Source organism: Pollutimonas subterranea, assembly GCF_002849655.1.
Classification (GTDB): Bacteria; Pseudomonadota; Gammaproteobacteria; order Burkholderiales; family Burkholderiaceae_B; genus Pollutimonas; species Pollutimonas subterranea.
The window spans coordinates 1-22,136 of record NZ_PDNW01000014.1 but is presented as its reverse complement, the minus strand read 5'-3'; the positions used below and the strand labels follow the sequence as shown (position 1 = coordinate 22,136).

The following is a 22,136-nucleotide window of genomic DNA, read 5'->3' as shown; positions in this document are numbered from 1 at the left end:
TCTGCAAGCCAGAGTGCTAATATTAGATAATCACCAATCTACGAAGGACCGTTCGGCCTATGAACCATAGTACCCAATCCTTGGCTATGACCAATCAACAGTTGGCCATGGCTATTTCCAATCCTGGTGCGCTAGGCACGATCGAGGCCTATATAAGCGCTGTCAATCGTCTACCCATGCTCACGCACGAGCAGGAATTGGCATTGGGTAAGCGTTTACGCGACGAATCCGACCTCGATGCGGCTCGCCAGCTCATCACTTCCCATTTACGCCTGGTGGTTTCCATTGCCCGGCAGTACCTGGGATACGGCCTGGCGCACGCCGATCTCATCCAGGAAGGCAACGTCGGGCTCATGAAGGCCGTCAAGCGCTTCGACCCCGATCGCGGCGTGCGGCTGGTATCGTTCGCCGTGCACTGGATCAAAGCCGAAATTCACGAGTACATCGTACGCAATTGGCGCATGGTCAAGGTGGCTACCACCAAGGCGCAACGCAAGCTGTTCTTCAACCTGCGACGCATGCGTCCCGACGGCCAAACGCTGGATCCCGACCAGGTCGATACTATTGCGCGCGAACTCAATGTTCGGCCGGAAGACGTCAGCGAGATGGAAGTGCGCATGTCCGGGCGCGAAATGGCCCTGGAAGCGCCGGGCGACGACGATGACACGTACGCGCCAATTTCATATTTGTCCGATGAAGGGCACCAAGAGCCATCCAGCATACTCGAGCGCCGCGCGCTCGATTCCCTGCAGGGCGCCGGCCTTACCGATGCCGTCGAAGCCCTTGATCCGCGTTCGCGGCGTATCGTGCAGGCGCGCTGGCTACAAGACGATGGTGGCGCCACCTTGCACGACCTCGCCGCTGAATTCGGTGTTTCAGCCGAACGTATTCGTCAGATCGAAGTGGCTGCCTTCAAGAAGCTGCGCATCGCCCTGGCCGCGTAAGCTGTTGTAACGTCAAGTTTTTTTACATTTGAATTATGAGAGAGCCGAACTAATTCGCAACCGCATTGACTAATAAATATAGGCAATGTGTTTGCTGTGCGATGCGCGAGCCATTCGTCTATCGTCCGCTTCGGCTTCTCCTCTTCCCCTCCCTTTTGAAGCGGATGTTTATGGGACACTTTCGGGTGTCCCATTTTTTATGGCGCGCCCCATAGAAAATAGTGTGGTCGGCGCCTTCGGCGCAGAAAAAAAGCGATATCCTAGCAAGGCGTAATGCGTTGCAAGGATGGGATATGCAAATAGGACATCTGGTGTTTGGCCTGGCTGGGCTATTGGCCCTGGTTTCCTTTATGCCGCCGGTCGCCGGACGGCTGCGCCTGCCCTATTCGGTCTTGCTGGCCATTGTCGGGTTCGTGCTGGGATTGATCATTCATGTGCATAGCTGGGCACCGCTGGTCATGTCCGACTTTCTCGATTCCCTGCAACAGTTCGAGGTATCGTCAGAGACCTTTCTCTTTGTCTTCCTGCCCATCCTGCTGTTCGAGACCGCCCTGGCCCTGAACGTACGCCGGCTAATGGATGACATAGGCCCCATCCTAATGATGGCCATCGTTGCGGTCATTGTCTGCACGGTGGCGGTCGGGTTCTCTTTGGATACCGTTTCAGGCTACGGCCTGGCGGTATGCCTGATGCTGGGCGCCATTGTCGCGACGACGGATCCTATTGCCGTGGTTGGTGTCTTTCGCGAAGTGGGTGCACCCAAGCGCCTGACGACGCTGGTGGAGGGTGAGTCCTTGTTCAACGACGCCGCTTCCATAGCCTTGTATTCCGTATTGGTGACCATGCTTTCGGGCGGCGGTGAGCTCTCAATAGGTCACGTGTTCTACCGTTTTGTCTTCAGCTTTGTGGGGGGCGGAGTGGTGGGCTTGCTGATGGGGCGCTTAGCCAGCGGCTTATTTATCTGGTTGCGCGGCTGGCCAACCGCTGAAGTGACGCTTACCATCGCCCTGGCGTACCTCACGTTCTATATTTCCGAGCACTACTTGGGCGTGTCGGGCGTAGTGGCCACAGTGATCGCCGGGCTGGTGGTGGGCTCCACCGGACGTACACGGATGTCTCCCACGACGTTCGAGCAGTTGTCGGCGTCGTGGGCACAGTTTGGCTTCTGGGCCAACTCCTTGATATTCGTCTTTGCCGCCATGCTGATCCCGCGCATGGTGGCCGCGATCACCTGGACCCAGGTATTGCTGATACTACTCGTCTTTGCCGTCACACTGGTGGCGCGGGCGGTGATGGTCTTCGGTGTTCTGCCTGTGCTGGGGCTCACGCGCCTCGGCACCAAGGTTAGTGCGGCATATCGGGTCGTCATGTGGTGGGGCGGATTGCGTGGGGCCGTCTCGCTGGCGCTGGCCCTTGCCGTGACCGAGCAGGAAAACATCCCATACGAGGCGCGCCAATTCATAGCCGTGGCAACCACTGGATTCGTGCTGATGACCTTGTTCGTCAACGGGATAAGCCTGCGTCCCCTGATACGCAAGCTGCGCCTGAACGAGCTTTCCCCCTTCGATCGTACATTGCGCAACCAGGCACTGGTCATTGCCCTGGAAGACCTGCGTACCAAGACCGATGAAATCGCCGTCCACGAGCATATAGGAAGCGATGTCCAAGGGCGCGTACACGCCATTTTCGACGCGGCACAGGCAAGCGTGGACGGCAGTGAAGTCGGGCAATTGTCGCACGAGCAGAAAGTGTCAATGGGACTGGCCATGCTGGCATCGCGCGAGGAGGAAATGTTCTTTGACACGCTGAAATCACAGGTCGTGGATTGGCGGACGGCGGAATCGCTACTGGCCCGCGCCGAGCGCATGAGCGAGGCGGTGCGAACGGGCGGCTTGCGCGGCTTCGATGCCGCCATCGCGGCTGACCTGCGTTATTCGACGGCGTTCCGGCTGTCTTTACGGGTGCATTACCTTTTCGGCTTCCAGGGATGGCTCGCGCATGAATTGGCCAAGCGTTTTGCCAATTTGATCAACAAACGGTCGGTGGCGCAGCGCCTTATCCAGTTCGCCGAAAAGGAAATACAGCCATTGCTGGGCGTGGAGGCCACTGAAGCCATCATCAAGGCCCACCACCGCCGTCTGCTATTGCTGGAAACCGCATTGCAAGCCTTGAACCTGCAGTATCCAATCTTTGCGCATTGGCTGCAGGAGTCCTACCTGGGACGCATGGCACGGGCGCTTGAGCGCGCCCGCTATCGCGACATGCTGTCGCACTTTCTTATCACCGGCGAGATGTACGCGGATCTGGTCAAGCAGATTGATCAACGCTGGAGCCACATCGACAAGCGTCCCGCGCTGGACATCGCCATGAGTGCGGCCGATTTGATCAAGCGGGTGCCAATGTTCGAAGGGCTGTCCGTCGAAACATTGAAATCCATCAGCAAGTTGCTGAAACCGCGGCTTGCCGTACCCGATCAAGAAATTGCGATGCAGATGGGCCGCACGCGGGTCATGTATTTCGTGGCCTCTGGCGCAGTGACTATTCACTTGCCGGACCAGACGACGGTTGAGTTGGGCAGCGGAGAAATCTTTGGGGAAATGGCGCTCGCCGCAGCCACTGAATTCGCGGCGAAGGTGACATCGCTGGGCTATAGCCGTCTGCTCATGTTGACCGAGGGGGATTTTGCCACCTTGCTGGCGCGGGATCCCGCCTTGCGCGAAAAGATCGATGCAGTGGTCAAGCAGCGTTTGCGGGCATTGGAAGTGTGGCAGCAGTTCCAGTCCGGCGAGCGCCAGCATGAACCGCTGCCGGATCTGAGCCCCAAGGCCTTATAGCAATTGCCGGATGTCGCTGGCGATGTCTTTTGCCGAAGCGTTGCCGCTGACCAGTACACGGGCTTCGCCATTTTGGTCGAGAATGTAGAACGACGAGGCGTGATCCATGCCGTACTGTTCGGCGGTGCCGCCCGACGACTTGGCGTAATAGGCCTTGAACGATTTGGCGGTTTTGCCGAGCTGTTCCTGTGTGCCCGTCAGCCCCACGAAAGAAGGATTGAACGCCTTGACATAGGCGGACAGCACTTCGGGCGTATCGCGGGCCGGATCGACGCTGATCATAAGGACTTGCACCTTGGCGGCGTCGGCGCCCAGCAGATCCATGGTTTCCGAGAGTTCCGCCATGGCGGTGGGGCATACGTCGGGACATTGGGTGAAGCCGAAGAACACCACGGCAACCTTGCCTTTGTAATCATCGAGCGTGCGCGGCTTGCCACTGTCGTCGATCATGTCCAGGTCGCGGCCCAATGCGGTACCGCTAATGTCCGAACCCTGGAAGACCAGCTCTTTCTTGCCACAACCGGCCAGGGCGGCAGACAGCGCCAGTGCCGCGGTGGTGGTCAAGAGAATGCGACGTTTGCTTGAAAAACTGGACATGAATACCTCGTGGTGTGGATCAGATGAGCGCGACCCAGTGGTCGACCAGCAGCGCGCCAAACAGCAGCGCCAAGTACAGGATGGAGAAGCGGAAGAGCTTGCGCGACAGCTCATCGGAATATTCTTTATGCAGGCGCCACGCGTACGAGATAAAGATGCCGCTGAGAATGATGGCAGCCGTCAGGTAGACCAGGCCGCTCATGCGCACGATATAAGGCAGGAGCGTGGCGGCAAACAGCACAAAGCTGTACAGCAGAATGTGCAATCGCGTGAACTGCTTGCCATGGGTGACGGGCAGCATGGGCAAGCCGGATTTGGCGTAATCGTTGTTGCGGTACAAGGCCAGTGCCCAGAAATGCGGCGGGGTCCAGATGAAAATGATCAGGACGAGCACCCATGCCTCGGCCGGTACCGCGTTGGCAACCGCCGCCCAGCCCAGGGCGGGCGGCATGGCGCCGGACAAGCCGCCAATGACGATATTCTGGGGCGTGAGCGGCTTGAGGATAATGGTGTAGATGATGGCGTAGCCAACAAATGTGGCGAAGGTCAGCCACATGGTCAATGGATTGACCAAGGTATACAGCACCAGCATGCCCAGCCCGCCCAATAGGCCCGACAGCATGATCACCTGCATGTTGCTGATCGTGCCGCGCGCGGTTCCGCGTCGCGCGGTGCGCAGCATGCGGGCATCGATTTCCTGCTCGATCAGGCAGTTGACGGCAAACGCAGCGGCGGCCAGCAACCAGATGCCCACGGTACCGGCCACGACCTTGCCCATATCGGGCAGGCCGGGGCTGGCCAGGAACATGCCTATCACTGCACAGAATACGGCCAGCTGCGTGACGCGAGGCTTGGTCAGAACAAGGTATTGCCGGAAAATGGCGGGCGTTGGGGCGTGAACGGAAGTCATGCTGGTATTTTAGCCCTATAGTCGTCGCGCGAAAGGCGAACCAGAAGAGTGACGCAGGCCAGGACCAGCCCTGCCGCGCCGCCGTTATGCAATACGGCGATCAGGAGCGGCCACTGAAAGAAAATGGTGGTCAGCCCTGTCAGCAATTGGGCCAGCAACAAGGCCAGGACCAGCTTTGCAGGGCCACGCAAACCGGGATCCGCCAGCATTCTTACTGCGAGTATGCCCAGGTAGGCAAACACGACGAATGCGAAGTTCCTGTGCACCCAGTGTATGGCGGTGAGGGCGGACTGGGATATGAACTCGCCCGAGGGCAGCAGACCCAGGCCGCGGATCAGCGAGTAGCCGCCTTCAAAGTCCATGGGCGGAACCCATACCCCATGGCATTTCGGGAAGTCCATGCAGGCCAGCGCCGCGTAGTTGGTGCTGACCCAGCCTCCCAGGGCTATCTGTATAAATAGCAGCATGACCCCGAGCACCATCCAGGGACGCCAGCGCAGTGCCTGCACGGTGAGCGGCTGGTGGAGCTTTTCTCGGGCCGCCAGCCAAGTCATGAGCGCCAGCAGTATCATGCCTCCCAGCAAGTGGCTGGTCACGACGACAGGCATGAGCTGATGCGTGACGGTCCAGGCACCGAATGCACCCTGTATGCAGACTGCAATCAAGGTCACAATGGCCAGGCGTGGCGTATGGCCCAACTGGGCGCGATAACGCCAGGCCATGTAGACGATACCGATAATCATCATGCCGAGTATGGAACCGACATAACGGTGGATCATTTCGATCCAGGCCTTGGAAAAACTGACCGCGCCATGCGGCATCGCTTGCAGCGCCTGTTCGATATGGCCGCTGGCACCGATAGGCGTGATCTTTCCATAACAGCCCGGCCAGTCGGGACAGCCCAGCCCCGAATCAGTCAGGCGAACGAAGGCGCCAAACATGATCAGGTCCAGCGTCAGGAACCAGGTCAAAAATACTAGTTTCCGGTAGCGCTTGATAATTCGTTCCTGCATGCCTGATCAACCTATGCGCGAATTGCGTATCAATTTCCGGATGTCGTCGCGTACTGAAACCGGATCCGCATCGGCGGGGAATTCCATCATGAGATTGCCCAGTGGGTCGATAATCCACATCGGCGCCTTCAGCGCGGCGTCGCGTTCAGCGGCACTGGCCTGGGGCGCCAGGAAGGCAGCCAGCTTTTCAGGGTCGCCGCGCAGCATATGGGTACCCACATAGGCTTGCTTGATCTGGTCGGAAACCGGGGCATCGTCGGTCAGGAACCAGACGCGAGCCAGGCGCTCGACATTTTTGCCCTGGCTGGCGTGTGAATTGCGCAAGATGAACAGCTTTTCAACGCAGGATTCCGGGCAGGCGCCCTCGTCGGCGCTAACCAGCAGCCATTTCCCGCGCAAGCTGTTCAGGTCGGCGGGCTGGCCGTCCAGCGTGGTGAGCGGCAATGCAGCCGTTTCGGGCATGGGCCGTTGCGGTTGTATCAGTTCACCATAGGCACTGGACTCCTCTGGTCGCAGCCCGAGGGCCGGCACATAATACGCCAGCAAGGCCAAAACCAGTGGCGCCAAGCAGAGTGCGAGTATGGCGAATAAGGGTGCCTTTGACCGGAGTCGGGAGGGCTCTTTGGATGGAACTTCAGTAGGGCTGACCACAATGTTTCCTTACAAGGTCGGAAGCTTAATCTTTCGGCGCAAGGCGCGCCACGCAATAACAAGCCAGGCGCCGGCGGCAATGGCGGCAAAGCCAAACCACTGCAGCGCATAGCCGCGATTCTTGTCAGAATCCAGTGACGGCTCTGGCCATTCGTGCTGCAATGGTGTGCCGGACTGTGCATCGGCAGCAACCGCCCCGGATTCGCCGGCCTGGGCCAGGACTGTCGGCAAAAACCTCAAGCCGGTCGCCTTGCCATAGGTGTCAATATCCAGGTTCTGGACTTTCGGCACGGGTGTTGCAGCATCGGGCAGGGCGGACGGCAATTGGCTGCCATCGTCCTTTGACAAAGACATTAACTCAAAAAGACGCGGTACGCGTTCAAGCAGTTGGCCGCTTACGTTTTGCAGGCCCCCTGGGGTTGGGACGACCGGCATGGCTACACCTGGGCGCATGGGCCGGGGCATCCAGCCGCGCAGTACCAGGACGGCGGAATTACTTCGTTCATCGACCAGCAGCGGCGTGGCCACCCAATAACCCGGCTGGCCCTGGTAGTTGCGATTCTCGAGGAGTACAGTAAGTGGATGCAGCCACACGCCTTGCGCGGCGGCCGGGCGCCATGGCATAAGTTCCTTGGCGGGCGTGCCGGCATCAAGGTGCAAGGCGGGCGTGCTGCGACCGGTTTGTATGGCAGCCTTGATGGTTTCACGTTCGGCGGCCCGGTCCAGTTGCCAATTGCCCAGCGACGTGAACACAACCGCCATGATGCCCAGCAGAATTAATGCGGCAACAATACGAAAACCTGTGTGAGAGCGAGCCATGTCTGCAATAATTCTACTTTCAGCGGAGGGTAAAATGCGTTTTGTAGTAATCCTGGCGTTCCTGGGTATTTTAGGAAGTCTGGCGTCAGCGCTTTTCTATCTCATGCGCGACAAAGGCGGAACCAATCGTACCGTAAACGCGTTAACAATACGCATCGGGCTGTCGATAGCATTGTTCCTGTTCGTGCTGTTCGCCCATCATATGGGCTGGATTCAAAGCACCGGCATAGCCGCCGGCTAGCCGCTGGCGGGCACGAACCGCCATTCCAGAAAAAAGGCCGGCAATGCCAGCCTTTTTTTAACGGACATCGTTACTGTCTAGAACCAGTATACGAACAAGTACAAGCCCAGCCAAACCACGTCGACAAAGTGCCAGTACCATGCCGCGCCTTCAAACCCGAAGTGATGCGAGGCGGTGAAGTGCCCCTTGATGAGACGGAACAGGATCACAGTCAGGAATGTGGCGCCCAGTATGACGTGGAAACCGTGGAAACCGGTAAGCATGTAGAACAGCGAGCCGTACGCGCCGGAATCGAAACGCAGGTTCAAGTCGCGGTAAGCGTGAATGTACTCGTAGCTCTGAACTCCGACGAACGTAAAGCCCAGTATGACGGTGAGTGCGGTCCAGAAAATTGCTTTGCCGCGATGGCTTGCGCGCAAGGCATGGTGGGCAATAGTCAGGGTCAGGCCGGACGTCAGCAGCAGCGCCGTATTGATTGTAGGCAACCAGAAAGGCCCCACGGTCTTGAATTCCGGTACAACGCCAGCTGGTCCCAAATTAGGCCACGTGCCGGAGAAGTTCGGCCATAGCAATGTCTGGTGGTCGATATTGCTGAGCCACGGTGTGGTGACTTCGCGGGTGTACCAGAGGGCACCGAAGAATGCGCCAAAGAACATGACTTCAGAGAAGATGAACCAAGCCATGCTCCAGCGGTAGGAGTGATCGACGCGAGCGTTGTTCATTCCACCTTCGGATTCGCGAATGGCGTCGCCGAACCAGCCGAACAGTACCACGAACAGGCCAAGAATACCGGCAATGCACAGCCAGAAACCCACTTCGTAGCTATTGATCCAGAAGGCGGCACCCACCAGAGCCAGCAGCAAGCAGAAACTTGCGCGTACGGGATGTACTGAATCGGCAGGCACGTAGTAGTAAGGTGCCTCGTTGCCCTGAGCCAAGTGACTTGCACTCATGGTGTTCTCCTGATGCGAATTATTAAATTGAAAATGCTAGGTCAAATAGGAAATAAACCACCGGGCAGCCATGATCAATGCCACAACGAATACTATGGCTGCCAGCACGCCGGCCAGAATCAGATGCACCGGGTTGAGCTTGGAAATGTCTTCGGTGTAGCCCTTGCCCTTGCGCACGCCAAAAAATCCCCAGGCCACGGCCTTCAGTGTCTGGAAGAAATTGAGCTTGCGCCGGGAAAGTTCGTGAATGTCTCGAGTCATACCGGGCTAGCCTCCACCCAGGGACCCGCTGCGCCAGAAGGTCCACGCCACGATCGCCAGCACAATGACGATAAGCACGATAGCGGTGCGGCGGTTCTTCCGGCGTTGTTCGGGTGTCATTAAATTACCTTACTTGACTACGGGGGGGACAACAAAGGTATGGAAGGGTGCGGGTGAAGGCACGGTCCATTCCAGGCCCGTTGCGCCTTCCCAGGGCTTGGCCGGGGCAGGCTTTCCGTGTCCGGCATACGACCGGAGAATGACGTACAGGAATATCAGCTGCGACAGCCCGAACCAGAAGGCGCCGATCGTTGCGATCTGGTTGAAGTCGGTAAACTGCGCGGAGTAATCGGCATAACGGCGCGGCATTCCAGCCAACCCCAGGAAGTGCATGGGGAAGAAGGTAATGTTGAACGAAATCATGCTGGACCAGAAGTGCAGTTTGCCCAGTTTTTCGTTGTACATGCGGCCCGTCCACTTCGGCATCCAGTAGTAAGCCCCGGCGAACATCCCAAACAGCGATCCGGCCACCATCACATAATGGAAGTGCGCGATAACATAGTAGGTGTCATGGACAGCAATATCGATAGGCGCAACCGCCAGGATCAGGCCGGTAAAGCCGCCGATCGTGAATACGAAGATAAAGCCGATGGCGAACAGCATGGGCGTTTCGAACGTCATGGAGCCGCGCCACATGGTGGCTACCCAGTTGAACACCTTCACGCCCGTGGGAATGGAGATCAGCATGGTGGCGTACATGAAGTACAGCTGTCCGGTAACCGGCATGCCGGTGGCGAACATGTGGTGAGCCCATACCAGGAAGGACAGAATGGCAATGGCTGCCGTCGCGTACACCATCGAGGCATAACCGAACAACTGCTTGCGGGCGAACGCGGGTACGACTGCCGACACGATACCAAAGGCCGGCAAGATCATGATGTAGACCTCGGGGTGGCCGAAGAACCAGAATACGTGCTGATACAGGACCGGGTCACCGCCGGCGGCGGCGTTAAAGAAGGCGGTGCCGAAGTGACGGTCGGTAAGCAGCATGGTGACCGCTGCGGCCAGTACCGGCATCACGGCGATAAGCAGGTAAGCGGTGATCAGCCAGGTCCAGCAGAACAGGGGCATCTTCATCAGCGTCATGCCGGGAGCGCGCATGTTCAGGATGGTGACCACGATATTGATGGCGCCCATGATGGACGAAGCGCCCAGGATGTGCACGGCAAAAATGGTGAAGTCCATGCCGGGACCCATTTGCAGCGACAGGGGCGCATACATGGTCCAGCCTGCGGCATTGGCGCCGCCTGGCACGAAGAACGAGCCGGTCATCAGGATGGCGCCGATGGGCAGCAACCAGAAGCTGAAGTTGTTCATGCGGGCAAAAGCCATATCGGACGCGCCGATTTGCAGTGGAATCATCCAGTTGGCAAAGCCCACGAACGCCGGCATGATGGCGCCGAAAATCATGATCAGGCCGTGCATGGTGGTGAACTGGTTGAAAAGTTCTGGCTGGAAGAACTGCAAGCCGGGCGAGAACAATTCTGTACGTACCAATAGCGCCAGCACGCCGCCTTCCAGCAGCATGATGAACGAAAAGAGCAGGTACATGGTACCGATGTCTTTATGGTTGGTGGCAAACAACCAGCGCCGCCATCCGTGTGGCCTGTGGTCGTGGTCGTCGTGGCCGTGGCTGGCTGGGACGTGATCGGCAGTAACGCTGCTCATGGTGGAACTCCTTCCTACTCAACCGGATGCCGTATGACGGATATCCGGTAAAAACATTCGAATGTGTCTGTAACGTGCTGTCGGCTTAGCGCAAGGCCTTGACGTTGGCAGGTTGAACGACGGGATCTTGACCTTTACCGGCATTGCCCCAGGAATTGCGGGAATAGCTAATGACAGCGGCGATTTCGACATCGTTCAACTGATCGCGGAAGGCCGCCATAGCGGTGCCGGGATGCCCATTGAGCACGGTGAGGATTTGATCTTTCATGGGTCCAAGCACTTGCTGGCTACCGTCGAGTGCAGGGAATGTGCCAGGAAGGCCCTTTCCTGTTGCCTGGTGACAGGCTACGCAGTTTGCAGTGTAAACCTGTTCACCACGAGCTACGAGTTCTTCTTTGGTCCACTCTTTGTTTGGATCATCGGCGGCCGAAGCCATTGCTTTCTTCTGTTCGGCTGCCCATGCTTCGTAATCGGCTTGCGAAACGACGTCGACGACAATAGGCATGAAAGCGTGATCTTTACCGCAGAGTTCGGCGCATTGGCCACGGTAGGTACCGATTTTTTCGGCGCGGAACCATGTGTCACGCAGGAAGCCGGGCATTGCATCTTGCTTGACGCCGAAGTCAGGAATCATCCACGAGTGAATGACGTCGTTGGCGGTAAGGACAATGCGTACTTTTTTATCGACGGGCACGACAACGTGATTGTCGACTTCCATCAGGTAAAGGTCAGTGCGTGGAGCTCTGCCTTCAATCTGGTCGCGCGGAGTAGCCAGGTTGGACAGGAACTTGACGCCCTGGGCAGGTCCGTCGATGTACTCGTAGCCCCATTTCCATTGATAGCCCGTTACCTTGATAGTGAGGTCTGAGCTGCTGGTGTCTTTCATGGCCACGACCGTGCGCGTGGCAGGCAGCGCCATGGCGATCACGATAATGAATGGGATGACTGTCCAGGCGACTTCAATGCCTACGTGCTCGTGGAACTTGGCGGGCACGGCGCCGCGCGATTTGCGGTGCATGAAGATGGAGTAGAACATGACTCCGAACACGCCTACGAAAATCACGGCACAGATGATGAGCATCATCCAGTGTATCCACATGATTTCCTGCGCGATCTGCGTTACCCCCTCGTGGAGATTGAGCTGATTGACCCTAGGGCCTCCCGGCATGTCCTTGACCTGCGCACCGGCAGCGCACGCCGTTAGCAATGCGCCAGTGCCCAGTAACCCTCTCAACTTCTTCATGCTGACCTCGAAATACGACGTGTTCTGGACGAATGTTGACTTTGATCAAACCTCATGACCGGGAAAACACGGAACGAACACACAATTATTGAACGGCAGGTTTAAAATGTTGTACTTGGGTAATACCTGCTCGAATCACCTATAGACCGCGGAATTATAGCGAACTAGCGCTGACGATGGGCTGATTCGGCGTTAACCGCCTAAATGTGTCGTCGGGCAAACATGCGTAAGTAACCCAGCATCCACTACAATTATGGCATGAAAGATGCACGCGCCCACGCACTGACGCCCGCCATAAACGCGCGTTATCAAACCCTTGCGAAACGAATTCAACACCTGCCGCCCACCGGTTCGCGACCGCTGACGGTCGCCGGAAAAGTTGCCGGCTGGATCACGGCCAAAGCCACCCGTCATCTTGCCGGCCTGCCGGGCATCCATATAGAAGACGAGGCCGTGCACATCACTGCGGCGGCCGGACAACGCAAACCTTTGAATGCAGTGATGGCGGAGCTGGCCGTTACCCTTCGGGACGCCGGTTGCCTGCGCACGTGGCGTGACGAATTGCTGGACGTCGTGGGCGAAGGCCGTCGCCTGGCGGTCATTGAACGAGCTGCCGTGCGTCCCCTGGGCCTGCTGACCAAGGCGGTCCATCTGAATGCATGGACGCCGGACGGCAAGCTATGGATTGCACGCCGCGCATTAAGCAAATCCACAGATCCCGGCATGTGGGATACGCTGGTCGGCGGGCTGGCGGGTGCCGGTGAAAGCCTCGATGTTTCCTTGTTGCGGGAAAGCAACGAAGAGGCGGGCCTGATCGCCAACGACATCGAGGACAGGTCTCCGTTGCGCGTTATCCTGCGTATGCACCGGCGCCTGCCGGAGGGCTATCAGGTCGAAGATGTACTGGTGAGCGATTGCGTCCTGGCCGAATCGGTGACGCCCCGGAACCTGGATGGCGAAGTCAGCGAAATTCGGCGTGTCGACATCGACGAGCTTTGGGCCATGGTCGAGGCAGGCGACTTCACGCGCGAGGCCGAGCTGGTCGTTTTGGAAGGCTTGCGAAAACGCGTACACGAAGGTCTTATTCCATAAAGTCGGCCGCTGGAGAGCCCAGGCAATTAGACGGCGGCCCGGGTTCAGTTTAAGCTAGCGTGAGCCTTGGCCCCGCGCACACAACGATACGCAGCCAGGGTCCCTACGATTGTGCTCAAGGAGGCGACATGGTCACTCAAAACAACAATCCGTTTGTATTGCCCGGTTTCGGTCAAACCGGCGATATGGCCCAGAATCCGCTGATTGCCAGCATGGAAATGATGCGCCAAGCCTGGCAAGGGCTCGCCAGCACCGGCGGCATGAATGCAGGGGCCATGTCGGCGCCTATTTCGGCCGAGGATCTCGAGCGGCGCATCGCCGACCTGCGGGCCGTCGAAAACTGGTTGCGCATGAACCTGTCCATGCTCTCCAGCACCATACAAGGGCTTGAAGTCCAGCGCTCAACCATAGCCACGCTGAAGTCGTTCATGACATCGGCGGCGGGCGCGGCGTCCAACCCGAATGGGCCATCACCGCTCGAGGTGGCGCTGGGCATGATGTCGCCACCATCCGCAGGCGGCGAGTCACCACCCGCCGCTAAAACCGGCAAGGCTGCCAGCGAACCTTCCCAAGACACTGCCGACGCCGATAAAGCAGGCACAGCGCCAGCGGCCCAGGCATGGTGGGACATGGTGCAAAAGCAATTCGACACACTGGCAGCCGCTACAACGGCGACCCTGCAAGGTGCCGAAGCCGTGAAAGCCGCCGCGCAACAGGCAAGTACAGGCTCATCGGCCGACTCCACGCTGGGCAAGACCAGGACGCAAGCGCAAGCGTCAACCAAGAGCGAATCGTCGGCGCCGCGGAAAGCCGCCGCCAAGAAAACGACGGCCCGCAAGCGCGCGCCGGCAGCCCGAAAGCCATAAATCCATTACTCATTTTTCAAGTTATTTCATGCTCAACATTGTTATTCTTGCCGCGGGTCTGGGCAAACGCATGCAGTCCGATTTACCCAAGGTATTGCATCCCCTGGCTGGCAAACCCATGCTCGCGCACGTGCTGGACAACGCCAGGCGGCTGAATCCGGACCGTATCATCATTGTCGTCGGACACGGCGCCGATCGCGTGAAGGCGGCGTTTGCCGGCCAATCTGACTTGCACTTCGTCATGCAGGTGCCGCAACACGGCACTGCGCATGCAGTGCAGCAGGCGGCCGACCTCTTGCTCGAGGGACAAGCCGCTGCGCAGGATGCCACGCTGGTGCTGTACGGCGACGTGCCACTGGTGCAGGCGGAAACCTTCCAGCGCCTGCTGGAAGCGCGAGGGCAGGGCATGGCGGTGCTCACCGAGACACTCGCCGATCCCACCGGCTATGGCCGCATCGTGCGCAACGATAGCGGCGAAGTGTTGCGTATCGTCGAGCACAAAGATGCAACGCCGGCCGAACATGCCATTGCCGAAGTCAATACCGGGATCCTGGTTGCGCCTACGGGCCGGCTCAAAAACTGGCTGGGCCGCATCAATAACAATAACGCCCAGGGCGAGTATTACCTTACCGATGTCGTCGGACTTTCTGTCCAAGACGGCTTGCCGGTACATGCGGCACAGCCGTCTGCAGCATGGGAAACCCTCGGCGTAAACAGCCGCATACAACAGGCGCAGCTGGAACGAGACTGGCAAGGTGAGCAAGCCCGGCGATTGCTGGAGCAGGGTGTTACGCTGGCTGATCCTGCCCGATTCGACGTGCGCGGTTCGCTGAAATGCGGACGCGATGTTTATATTGACGTCGGATGCGTTTTCGAAGGCGTGGTCGAGCTGGCCGACGGCGTCCGCATCGGTCCGCACTGCGTCATCAAAGACGCGGTTATCGGCGCCGGCACGCATGTCGAGGCCTTCAGCCATATCCAGGAAGCCAAGGTCGCAAATGAAGCGCGCATAGGGCCTTATGCGCGCCTGCGTCCGGGCGCCGATATCGGCGCTCAGGCTCACGTCGGCAATTTCGTCGAAATCAAGAAGAGCCAATTGGGCCAAGGTTCCAAGGCCAATCACCTAGCCTATATCGGCGATGCGGTCATTGGCCAGCGTGTAAACATAGGCGCCGGTACCATTACCTGCAACTACGACGGTGTGAACAAGGCGCAGACCTTCATCGAAGACGACGCCTTCATCGGATCGGACACGCAGCTGGTGGCGCCGGTACGGGTAGGGCGCGGAGCCACGCTGGGGGCCGGCACCACCTTGACCAAAGACGCACCTGCAGATCAGTTGACGATCTCGCGGCCGGCGCAGCAGACTATCAAGGGTTGGGTACGTCCAGTCAAGAAATCTTGATAGTGTCTGACGCCACTCGACCACGGTCCCGGCCCTCAAACCTGCCTGATGGACTGCCAACGCCCGAACGCTATTGGGCCGCGTTGGGGCTGTTGCTGGCCATCACCATCACGGTGCTGGATTCCAGCATGGCCAACGTCGCCTTGCCAGCTATTGCCCAACAGCTGAATATAGACCCGGCCGCCGTGGTGTGGGTGGTCATCGCCTACAACCTCATGGTGGTGGTCTCGTTGCTGCCCTTGTCGGCCGTGGCCGAGCGCATTGGGTTCAGGCGCATGTTCGCCATCGGCATGACCATATTCCTGCTCTCGTCGATCACATCGGCCTTGTCGAACTCCTTGCTGACGCTGACCCTATCGCGCATTGTGCAAGGACTGGGCTCAGCCATGTTGATGTGCTTGTTTGGGGGCTTGGTGCGCAATACGTATCCGCTTAATAAACTGGGCATGGGGATCAGCGTGAACGCCATGACGGTGGGCTTGATGGCGGTATTGGGTCCCACAGTAGGCGCTTTCATTCTGCAGTTGGCATCGTGGCAATGGATATTCCTGGTCAATATCCCGATCGGTATTGCCGCTTATTTTTGCATTCGATTCCTGCCTGAAGTGCCGCGCAGCGGCGGCCGATTCGACTGGGTTGCCTGTGCGCTGAGCGTGCCGGTTTTTGGCCTGTCGATCGTCGGCCTGGATGCCATCGTGAAAGATCCCACACGTTCCGCGCTTTGCCTGATTGTGGCGGGCTTGGCCGGGTGGGTATTGGTGCGCCGTTCGCGCGGCCAGGTCGCGCCGATTGTGCCTATCGACTTGCTGCGCATCACTCCCATCGCGTTCGCCGTCGGCGCATCGGCATTTTCATTTGCCGCGCAGATGGCGGCATTCGTCTCGCTGCCGTTTTATTTTCACCAGGAACTGGATTTCTCTTTCGGTGACGTCGGCCTATTGCTGGGCGCCTGGTCGATAGGCGTTGCCGTCATGGCACCCGTGGCGGGGGCCTTGTCCAATCGCTACTCCATTGCCGTGTTGTGCGGCATTGGCGCGGCGGGGATGGCGACCGGCCTATTCTGGATCATTATGCTGCCAGCCGGCGTTGCGTTCGGATGGCTCATGGCGGCGATGTTATTGGGCGGCGTGGGTTTTGGTTTCTTCCAGACGCCCAACAATCGGGCCTTGCTGGCCGGTGCGCCGCGGCATCGCAGCGGGGCGGCAGGCGGTATGCAGGCAACCACCCGGGTTTTCGGGCAGAGTTTTGGCACGGCCCTGGTCGCGATCGCCTTCAATATCAGCCAGTCGCAAGGCGCCGTGCTGGGCGTGTCGGCCGCCATTGCTTGCGCCCTGGTTGCCGTTTCGATCAATATCTGGCGGCAGTTGAATCCGTCTCTGGACCTCGAACTATAGTGCGCTATTTGGCTAATTTGAACGCACGAACTAACCAAACAGCACACTAGGACGCCATGCGAATACTGCAGATGAACTTCGAGCGAGGCTGGCGCGGCGGCGAAAGGCAGACCTTGCTGAGCATGCAACAGTTCAGGGATGCCGGGCATGACGTTGCGCTGCTGGCGCGCCGCGGCGGCGCGCTTACCCGGCGTGCCAGCGCCGAGGGCTTTGCCGTGCATGAGCCCGCCAATGTAGCGGGATTGTGCGGCTTTCTGCTGCGCCATGGTCGCCGCTACGATATCCTGCATGCGCAAACTGCCAATATGATGACCTGGCTGGCACTGCTGAAACCTTTACTGGGGCGCCGCATCGTCTTTACCCGGAGAACCGCCTTTCCGGTAAAGCGGCGCGAACGGCAAACCGCCTGGAAGTGGCGCAGCGCCGATGTGCTTGTGGCCATCAGCCAGGCCGCCGCGTCCGAGCCGCGTCGACTTGGCCTGGAAGCAAGCGTCATCCCGAGCGCGATCCAGGCACGGCCGTTGGACCAGGAACATATCACTGCGTTTACTCGGCAGTTCGATCTGGCGGGCAAGCGCGTGCTTGCAACGGCTGCTGCCCTGACCGCCGAGAAAGACCCCTGCACATTGATACGCGCGGTGCATCGCTTGCGTCAGTTGCGCAGCGATTTTGTCTTCCTGCATCTGGGCGCGGGTGGTGGAACAGAAACCGAGGCACGCGAACTGGTGCGCGAACTGGGTCTTGGGGATATCTATGTGTTTGCCGGTTTTCAATCAGGCATCGACGACTTGTATAGGCTCATGGATGTCTTTGTGCTGAGTTCCCGGGACGAGGCGCTGGGTACGAGTGTGCTCGATGCCTTCTTGTACTCGGTTCCCGTCGTGGCGACCAATGCGGGCGGCCTGGCTGAAATATTGGCAGACGGCCGCGGTGTCATGTGCGCGGTGGGCGATGACGAAGCTCTGGCCTCCGGCATGGATCGCGTGTTGAACGATCGCGGCCTGCGCGCCAGCATCGTCGAAAACGCACGCGACTATGTCTTGCGCGAGCACGATGCCAGTGTCATGGCGGGGCGCTATCTGGCTGAATATCAACGCCTGCTTGATCGGAATAGCTAGCCGCTGCGTGTTCAGCTGCCTTTTTTCGCCAGCGTCATACGCGTCTCGAACTTGCTTCGATGCATGGAGAAAAAAGTTCGCACATTGCGCACGTTGGCCCGCGACGTGAACGTCCGGTGCGCCATCGCATGGTAGGCGGGCATGTCGGCTACCTGTGCAATGACAATGAAATCGGGACCGGGCGACACGCGATAGCACTGCAGAATGGCCGGATCGTCGGCCAGGCTGGCCTCAAACGCGTCCAGATGTTCGGCGGTTTGGACATCCATCGTAATTTCAATAATAGCGGTCAGCCCATGGCCAACCTTTTCGGGATCCAGGATGGCGACCTGCTTTTGGATGATGCCTTCCTGCACGAGGCGACGCACCCGCCGCAGGCAGGTCGGCGGCGAGGCGTGCACGAGCTGTGCAAGGTCCTGATTCGTCATGGAGCTGTCGACCTGGAGATGATCGAGTATGCGAAGGTCAAGGTCGTCGAGCTCAATGGAGTGTGTGACTTCAGTCATTTATATCGTTTTTATGCTCTTTTTGGAACAAAATTTCATAGCGACTAGCTATAGAAATAAAATACCATATCGAACAATAATAAGAAACCTTATTTCTTGCCAGCTTGCGCACAATAGTCTCTCTTTTACATCGGCTGGAGTTTATCTATGTGCGGAATTGTTGGCGCCGTGGCGCAACGCGACATCACCCCTGTTCTTCTTGAAGGCCTTAAGCGCCTCGAGTACCGTGGATATGACTCCTGCGGCGTCGCGGTCTACGCCGAAGGTGAACTGCGTCGGGCCCGCAGCACGGAACGCGTCGCCGAACTGTTGTCGCAAGTCGAGAAAGACAAGGTTGCCGGCTTTACAGGGATCGCACATACGCGCTGGGCGACCCATGGCGCGCCCGCCACCCACAACGCCCATCCCCACTTTTCCGGGAATGCCAAGAGCTCGCCGCGCATAGCGCTGGTGCATAACGGCATCATCGAGAATCACGATGAACTACGTGAAGAATTGCAGGCTGCCGGCTACGTGTTCGAAAGCCAAACCGATACCGAAGTTATCGCCCATCTGGTCGATCACCTGTATGCCGGCGATCTGTTAGAAGCGGTGCAGCAGGCAACGCGACGCCTTACCGGCGCCTACGCCATTGCCGTATTCTGCCGCGACGAACCTCACCGTGTAGTAGGCGCAAGACATGGCTCGCCACTGGTCGTCGGCCGCGGCGTCAATGAAAACTTTTTGGCCTCGGACGCATTGGCGCTGGCCGGCACGACCGATCAGATCACCTATCTTGAAGACGGCGACGTCGTCGACCTGCAACTGGCCCGCGTCTGGATTACCGACAGCGAAGGCCGTGCCGTGGATCGTGAAGTCCATACCGTGCAAGTGCATACCGGTGCGGCGGAGCTCGGCCCTTACCGCCATTACATGCAGAAGGAAATCTTCGAGCAGCCTCGCGCCGTGGCCGACACCCTGCAAGACATCGAAAGCATCACGCCTGAGCTGTTTGGCGATCAAGCGTATAAAGTCTTCAAGGACATCGACAACGTCTTGATCCTGGCTTGCGGCACCAGCTATTATGCCGGCCTGACCGCACGCTACTGGATTGAATCCATCGCCAAGATTCCGGTGAACGTCGAAATTGCCAGCGAATACCGTTATCGCGACAGCGTTCCCAACCCGCGCAGCCTGGTCGTCACCATTTCCCAATCCGGCGAAACCGCCGACACCTTGGCCGCCTTGAAGCATGCACGCGGCCTGGGCATGGAGCACACCTTGACGATCTGCAACGTGGCCACCAGCGCCATGGTTCGCGAATGCAAGCTGGCCTACATAACCCGCGCCGGCGTGGAGATAGGCGTGGCGTCCACCAAAGCGTTCACGACGCAGTTGACCGCACTTTTCCTGCTTGCGTTGGCCTTGGCCCAAACCAAGGACAAGCTCAGCGAAGAGAAAGAAGCCGAATCCTTGAAAGCCTTGCGCCACTTGCCCGTTGCCATCGGCGCCGTACTGGCCCTGGAACCGCAAATCATGGCGTGGGCCGATCGATTTGCCAGCAAGGAAAATGCGCTGTTCCTGGGTCGCGGCATGCACTATCCAATTGCCCTGGAAGGCGCTTTAAAACTCAAGGAAATCAGTTATATCCATGCCGAGGCTTATCCGGCGGGGGAATTGAAGCACGGGCCGCTGGCCTTGGTGACCGAAGCCATGCCGGTTGTCACGATAGCTCCGCGGGATGAGTTGCTGGAGAAGCTGAAGTCCAACATGCAGGAAGTCCATGCGCGCGGCGGCGAGCTGTATGTGTTTGCTGATGCGGATACCAGGATTGGAAGCAGCGAAGGAATACACGTTATTCGCATGCCCGAGAATTACGGAAAACTGTCCCCGATCTTGCACACGATACCGCTGCAGTTGCTGGCGTATCACACGGCGTGCGCGAGGGGGACGGATGTGGATAAACCGCGGAATCTGGCTAAGAGTGTGACGGTGGAGTAGGGTGGCTCTCGCGACATGCCATTTGAAGAGCGTGAATAAAGCCTGTCGAAAGGGAATAAAGTCTGTCGATTCTCAATTGTGGCTAACTTCCGTCAATATCGATTTAATCGCCAAGATTTTCGATCTTATGGCATTCACAAGCCGGTGGGACCTTAGTGGAATAGTAGACCGTTCGAAGATAGCGGGCGCTCTGGACGGCTGTGAAATGGGACTTCTTACATGGGGTGCAAAGAGTCGCGAGTTAGAATTTCGTCGCGGCCAATGAAATCAAGGGCTCACAAGTTTTTTGCTTGTAAGCCCTTGTCCATTTCTAGCTTGCCGAGCGAAATAACACGACAAATACACAACAACAGGCGCCCGCTATTCGGTGGGCTCTCTATTTAGGTCCACGCGGCCTCCCCCAACCGTCAAATGGTCTGCGCCGAGGAGAACGGAAATAAAAGGGAAATGATGCGCCCAGCGGCCCGCACCCTTTGCATCTCGGGGCGGCCGATCTCAACCTTTTTAATAAAAGTGTTCGAAGAAGCAAAAACCTGAATTTAGTTTTTGTGGGGCCGCCGCGTTGCCGGGGGCGCCCCAACCAACGGGTCGCGAGCTCACTCCGGTCTATTAGCCGAGCCGGCGCGAACGCCCGAGCTGGCACGAGGCGGCTTTTACTCCGCTGCCCCTTTGCTTTGTGTGGCGCATCTTCGACGAGGGGAAGGTTCTCAAAGACACTGCTATCGTGGACGAGAAGGTTGGAAAGTCGTACGGCGACGCCGTTGCTGTCGTCGTCAACGTCGCCGGCCGTTGGGTCATTCGCGGCATTGTTGAGGCCGAAGGGGCTGGACTTTCAGCCAAGCCCGCAGCCTGAGTACCCGTCATCGGACACGCCTTACTTGATCGAGGATCGCGTCTACTGGTACACGCTAAAGGTCAGTGACCCGACGGTGCATGCACGCCTTGTCCCAGTTGGCCGATTGATCAAGGGATCTCCTCGTGATCGGAGTGAGGGCGTCCTGAATACTCAATCGCAGGCTGGAATACTCAGGCTTGAAATCGAGCTAAGTCGGCACGATGAGACCGATTTGCTGGTTGCAAATGTCGATGTTTACCCCGCAAAGTTCGATGTTTTCGCGTTCCGGGCGATGATCGACGACATATGCAGGCATTCCCTGTCATTGGCGCTGCGTCTGAATGCTGCGACCTCTGTGCCCCTGCATGTTTCCAGCCGGATAGAAGAGTCGGGTACCGCGACGCAATTAGGCGCTCCTGGGGCGCCTTCGTCATCTATCCCGGTGAAGAGGCTGCGACGCTTCACAGCACACGTCCCGGTACAATCCCCGGCGTAGGCGCGTTTCCAGTGAAGCCGACAGTTGATGGACAGCCCAACGGCATTGAGGCTATCGCTTTTGGCCTATGAAAGCTGCAACGGAATTAAGGCACACGGCATTATGGCCCGCACAGTACTTGAGTGAAGCGCCCCGGGATTTGTAGAGGCTCCAACATCTGAGAGAATGGAGCTATGAAGAAGCAGAACAAGTTTTCCCCCGAGGTGCGTGAGCGCGCTGTGCGCATGGTGCAAGAGCACCGTGGTGAGTA

At 58.3% G+C, this 22,136-nt stretch carries 20 protein-coding genes; 10 read left to right on the top strand and 10 right to left on the bottom strand.

Features of this window, described 5'->3' with window-relative positions; genetic code table 11:
- The first annotated feature begins 59 nt into the window (after nt 1–59).
- Both rpoH and CR159_RS15340 read left to right on the top strand, forming a co-directional pair.
- The gene (gene rpoH, locus CR159_RS15345) at nt 60–944 is read left to right on the top strand and encodes an RNA polymerase sigma factor RpoH (protein WP_102074848.1); all 885 of its coding nucleotides are present in this window, start codon (nt 60–62) and stop codon (nt 942–944) included.
- Between the two features lie 293 nt (nt 945–1,237).
- Entirely contained in the window at nt 1,238–3,778 is a 2,541-nt protein-coding gene (locus CR159_RS15340; RefSeq protein WP_102074847.1) for a cation:proton antiporter, read from the top strand.
- On the opposite strand, the gene CR159_RS15335 is transcribed toward CR159_RS15340, so the two are convergent.
- From CR159_RS15335 to CR159_RS15315, 5 genes are read right to left on the bottom strand one after another with little or no spacing between them, the layout of a single operon-like run.
- Nucleotides 3,773–4,375 carry an SCO family protein gene (locus CR159_RS15335; protein ID WP_102074846.1) on the bottom strand — a complete coding sequence of 201 codons (603 nt, stop codon included), beginning with the start codon at nt 4,373–4,375 and terminating at the stop codon, nt 3,773–3,775. The two genes, CR159_RS15340 and CR159_RS15335, sit on opposite strands and share 6 nt — an antisense overlap.
- Before the next feature lie 19 nt (nt 4,376–4,394).
- Complete coding sequence (gene cyoE, locus CR159_RS15330) at nt 4,395–5,285, bottom strand: heme o synthase (protein WP_102074845.1); 891 nt, start codon at nt 5,283–5,285, stop codon at nt 4,395–4,397.
- Complete coding sequence (locus CR159_RS15325; protein WP_102074844.1) at nt 5,282–6,298, bottom strand: COX15/CtaA family protein; 1,017 nt, start codon at nt 6,296–6,298, stop codon at nt 5,282–5,284. The genes cyoE and CR159_RS15325 overlap by 4 nt, the downstream gene beginning before the upstream one ends.
- A gap of 6 nt (nt 6,299–6,304) precedes the next feature.
- Entirely contained in the window at nt 6,305–6,949 is a 645-nt protein-coding gene (locus tag CR159_RS15320; RefSeq protein WP_102074843.1) for an SCO family protein, read from the bottom strand.
- A gap of 9 nt (nt 6,950–6,958) precedes the next feature.
- Entirely contained in the window at nt 6,959–7,768 is an 810-nt protein-coding gene (locus CR159_RS15315) for an SURF1 family protein (protein ID WP_102074842.1), read from the bottom strand.
- Between the two features lie 34 nt (nt 7,769–7,802).
- On the opposite strand from CR159_RS15315, the gene CR159_RS15310 reads away from it, so the two are divergent.
- The gene (locus tag CR159_RS15310) at nt 7,803–8,009 is read left to right on the top strand and encodes a twin transmembrane helix small protein (RefSeq protein ID WP_102074841.1); all 207 of its coding nucleotides are present in this window, start codon (nt 7,803–7,805) and stop codon (nt 8,007–8,009) included.
- Nucleotides 8,010–8,086: 77 nt separating this feature from the next.
- On the opposite strand, the gene CR159_RS15305 is transcribed toward CR159_RS15310, so the two are convergent.
- The 4 genes from CR159_RS15305 to coxB form a co-directional block, all read right to left on the bottom strand.
- On the bottom strand, nt 8,087–8,962 hold the full coding sequence (locus CR159_RS15305; RefSeq protein ID WP_102074840.1) for a cytochrome c oxidase subunit 3: 876 nt from the start codon (nt 8,960–8,962) through the stop codon (nt 8,087–8,089).
- A gap of 36 nt (nt 8,963–8,998) precedes the next feature.
- The gene (locus tag CR159_RS15300) at nt 8,999–9,223 is read right to left on the bottom strand and encodes a DUF2970 domain-containing protein (protein WP_102074839.1); all 225 of its coding nucleotides are present in this window, start codon (nt 9,221–9,223) and stop codon (nt 8,999–9,001) included.
- A 129-nt stretch (nt 9,224–9,352) separates the two neighbouring features.
- Nucleotides 9,353–10,951, bottom strand: coding sequence for a cytochrome c oxidase subunit I (gene ctaD, locus CR159_RS15295; RefSeq protein WP_102074838.1), 1,599 nt, complete (start codon nt 10,949–10,951; stop codon nt 9,353–9,355).
- An 85-nt stretch (nt 10,952–11,036) separates the two neighbouring features.
- On the bottom strand, nt 11,037–12,194 hold the full coding sequence (gene coxB, locus CR159_RS15290) for a cytochrome c oxidase subunit II (protein ID WP_102074837.1): 1,158 nt from the start codon (nt 12,192–12,194) through the stop codon (nt 11,037–11,039).
- Between the two features lie 258 nt (nt 12,195–12,452).
- Between coxB and CR159_RS15285 the strand changes: the two genes are divergently transcribed.
- The 5 genes from CR159_RS15285 to CR159_RS15265 all read left to right on the top strand — a co-directional run bounded on the left by CR159_RS15285 (nt 12,453) and on the right by CR159_RS15265 (nt 18,069).
- A complete protein-coding gene (locus tag CR159_RS15285; protein ID WP_102074836.1) occupies nt 12,453–13,286 on the top strand; it encodes an NUDIX hydrolase in 834 nt (277 codons plus the stop codon).
- A gap of 128 nt (nt 13,287–13,414) precedes the next feature.
- Nucleotides 13,415–14,152, top strand: a complete 738-nt coding sequence (locus CR159_RS15280; RefSeq protein ID WP_102074835.1) for a PhaM family polyhydroxyalkanoate granule multifunctional regulatory protein — start codon at nt 13,415–13,417, stop codon at nt 14,150–14,152.
- Between the two features lie 28 nt (nt 14,153–14,180).
- A complete protein-coding gene (gene glmU / locus CR159_RS15275) occupies nt 14,181–15,557 on the top strand; it encodes a bifunctional UDP-N-acetylglucosamine diphosphorylase/glucosamine-1-phosphate N-acetyltransferase GlmU (protein WP_102074834.1) in 1,377 nt (458 codons plus the stop codon).
- Nucleotides 15,554–16,951: an MFS transporter gene (locus CR159_RS15270; protein ID WP_439650553.1), complete on the top strand. Its 1,398-nt coding sequence runs from the start codon at nt 15,554–15,556 to the stop codon at nt 16,949–16,951. Before glmU ends, CR159_RS15270 begins: the two co-directional genes overlap by 4 nt.
- Nucleotides 16,952–17,007: 56 nt before the next feature.
- Nucleotides 17,008–18,069, top strand: coding sequence for a glycosyltransferase family 4 protein (locus CR159_RS15265; RefSeq protein WP_102074832.1), 1,062 nt, complete (start codon nt 17,008–17,010; stop codon nt 18,067–18,069).
- Nucleotides 18,070–18,080: 11 nt separating this feature from the next.
- Here CR159_RS15265 and CR159_RS15260 read toward each other — a convergent pair whose 3' ends face one another.
- Entirely contained in the window at nt 18,081–18,575 is a 495-nt protein-coding gene (locus CR159_RS15260) for an Lrp/AsnC family transcriptional regulator (RefSeq protein ID WP_102074831.1), read from the bottom strand.
- 147 nt (nt 18,576–18,722) lie between these two features.
- On the opposite strand from CR159_RS15260, the gene glmS reads away from it, so the two are divergent.
- Nucleotides 18,723–20,555 carry a glutamine--fructose-6-phosphate transaminase (isomerizing) gene (glmS, locus tag CR159_RS15255; protein WP_102074830.1) on the top strand — a complete coding sequence of 611 codons (1,833 nt, stop codon included), beginning with the start codon at nt 18,723–18,725 and terminating at the stop codon, nt 20,553–20,555.
- Between the two features lie 724 nt (nt 20,556–21,279).
- Complete coding sequence (locus CR159_RS22110; RefSeq protein ID WP_255398895.1) at nt 21,280–21,408, top strand: hypothetical protein; 129 nt, start codon at nt 21,280–21,282, stop codon at nt 21,406–21,408.
- The last annotated feature ends 728 nt before the right edge of the window (nt 21,409–22,136 follow it).

What these genes read in the sequence shown, in the direction of transcription:
- CR159_RS15285 (WP_102074836.1), top strand. Translation starts at nt 12,453, where the DNA reads ATGAAAGATGCACGCGCCCACGCACTGACGCCCGCCATAAACGCGCGT.
- glmS (WP_102074830.1), top strand. Translation starts at nt 18,723, where the DNA reads ATGTGCGGAATTGTTGGCGCCGTGGCGCAACGCGACATCACCCCTGTT.
- CR159_RS15325 (WP_102074844.1), bottom strand. Translation starts at nt 6,298, where the DNA reads ATGCAGGAACGAATTATCAAGCGCTACCGGAAACTAGTATTTTTGACC.
- cyoE (WP_102074845.1), bottom strand. Translation starts at nt 5,285, where the DNA reads ATGACTTCCGTTCACGCCCCAACGCCCGCCATTTTCCGGCAATACCTT.
- rpoH (WP_102074848.1), top strand. Translation starts at nt 60, where the DNA reads ATGAACCATAGTACCCAATCCTTGGCTATGACCAATCAACAGTTGGCC.
- CR159_RS15300 (WP_102074839.1), bottom strand. Translation starts at nt 9,223, where the DNA reads ATGACTCGAGACATTCACGAACTTTCCCGGCGCAAGCTCAATTTCTTC.
- coxB (WP_102074837.1), bottom strand. Translation starts at nt 12,194, where the DNA reads ATGAAGAAGTTGAGAGGGTTACTGGGCACTGGCGCATTGCTAACGGCG.
- CR159_RS15280 (WP_102074835.1), top strand. Translation starts at nt 13,415, where the DNA reads ATGGTCACTCAAAACAACAATCCGTTTGTATTGCCCGGTTTCGGTCAA.
- CR159_RS15340 (WP_102074847.1), top strand. Translation starts at nt 1,238, where the DNA reads ATGCAAATAGGACATCTGGTGTTTGGCCTGGCTGGGCTATTGGCCCTG.
- CR159_RS15310 (WP_102074841.1), top strand. Translation starts at nt 7,803, where the DNA reads ATGCGTTTTGTAGTAATCCTGGCGTTCCTGGGTATTTTAGGAAGTCTG.
- glmU (WP_102074834.1), top strand. Translation starts at nt 14,181, where the DNA reads ATGCTCAACATTGTTATTCTTGCCGCGGGTCTGGGCAAACGCATGCAG.
- ctaD (WP_102074838.1), bottom strand. Translation starts at nt 10,951, where the DNA reads ATGAGCAGCGTTACTGCCGATCACGTCCCAGCCAGCCACGGCCACGAC.
- CR159_RS15335 (WP_102074846.1), bottom strand. Translation starts at nt 4,375, where the DNA reads ATGTCCAGTTTTTCAAGCAAACGTCGCATTCTCTTGACCACCACCGCG.
- CR159_RS15265 (WP_102074832.1), top strand. Translation starts at nt 17,008, where the DNA reads ATGCGAATACTGCAGATGAACTTCGAGCGAGGCTGGCGCGGCGGCGAA.
- CR159_RS15315 (WP_102074842.1), bottom strand. Translation starts at nt 7,768, where the DNA reads ATGGCTCGCTCTCACACAGGTTTTCGTATTGTTGCCGCATTAATTCTG.
- CR159_RS15260 (WP_102074831.1), bottom strand. Translation starts at nt 18,575, where the DNA reads ATGACTGAAGTCACACACTCCATTGAGCTCGACGACCTTGACCTTCGC.
- CR159_RS15305 (WP_102074840.1), bottom strand. Translation starts at nt 8,962, where the DNA reads ATGAGTGCAAGTCACTTGGCTCAGGGCAACGAGGCACCTTACTACTAC.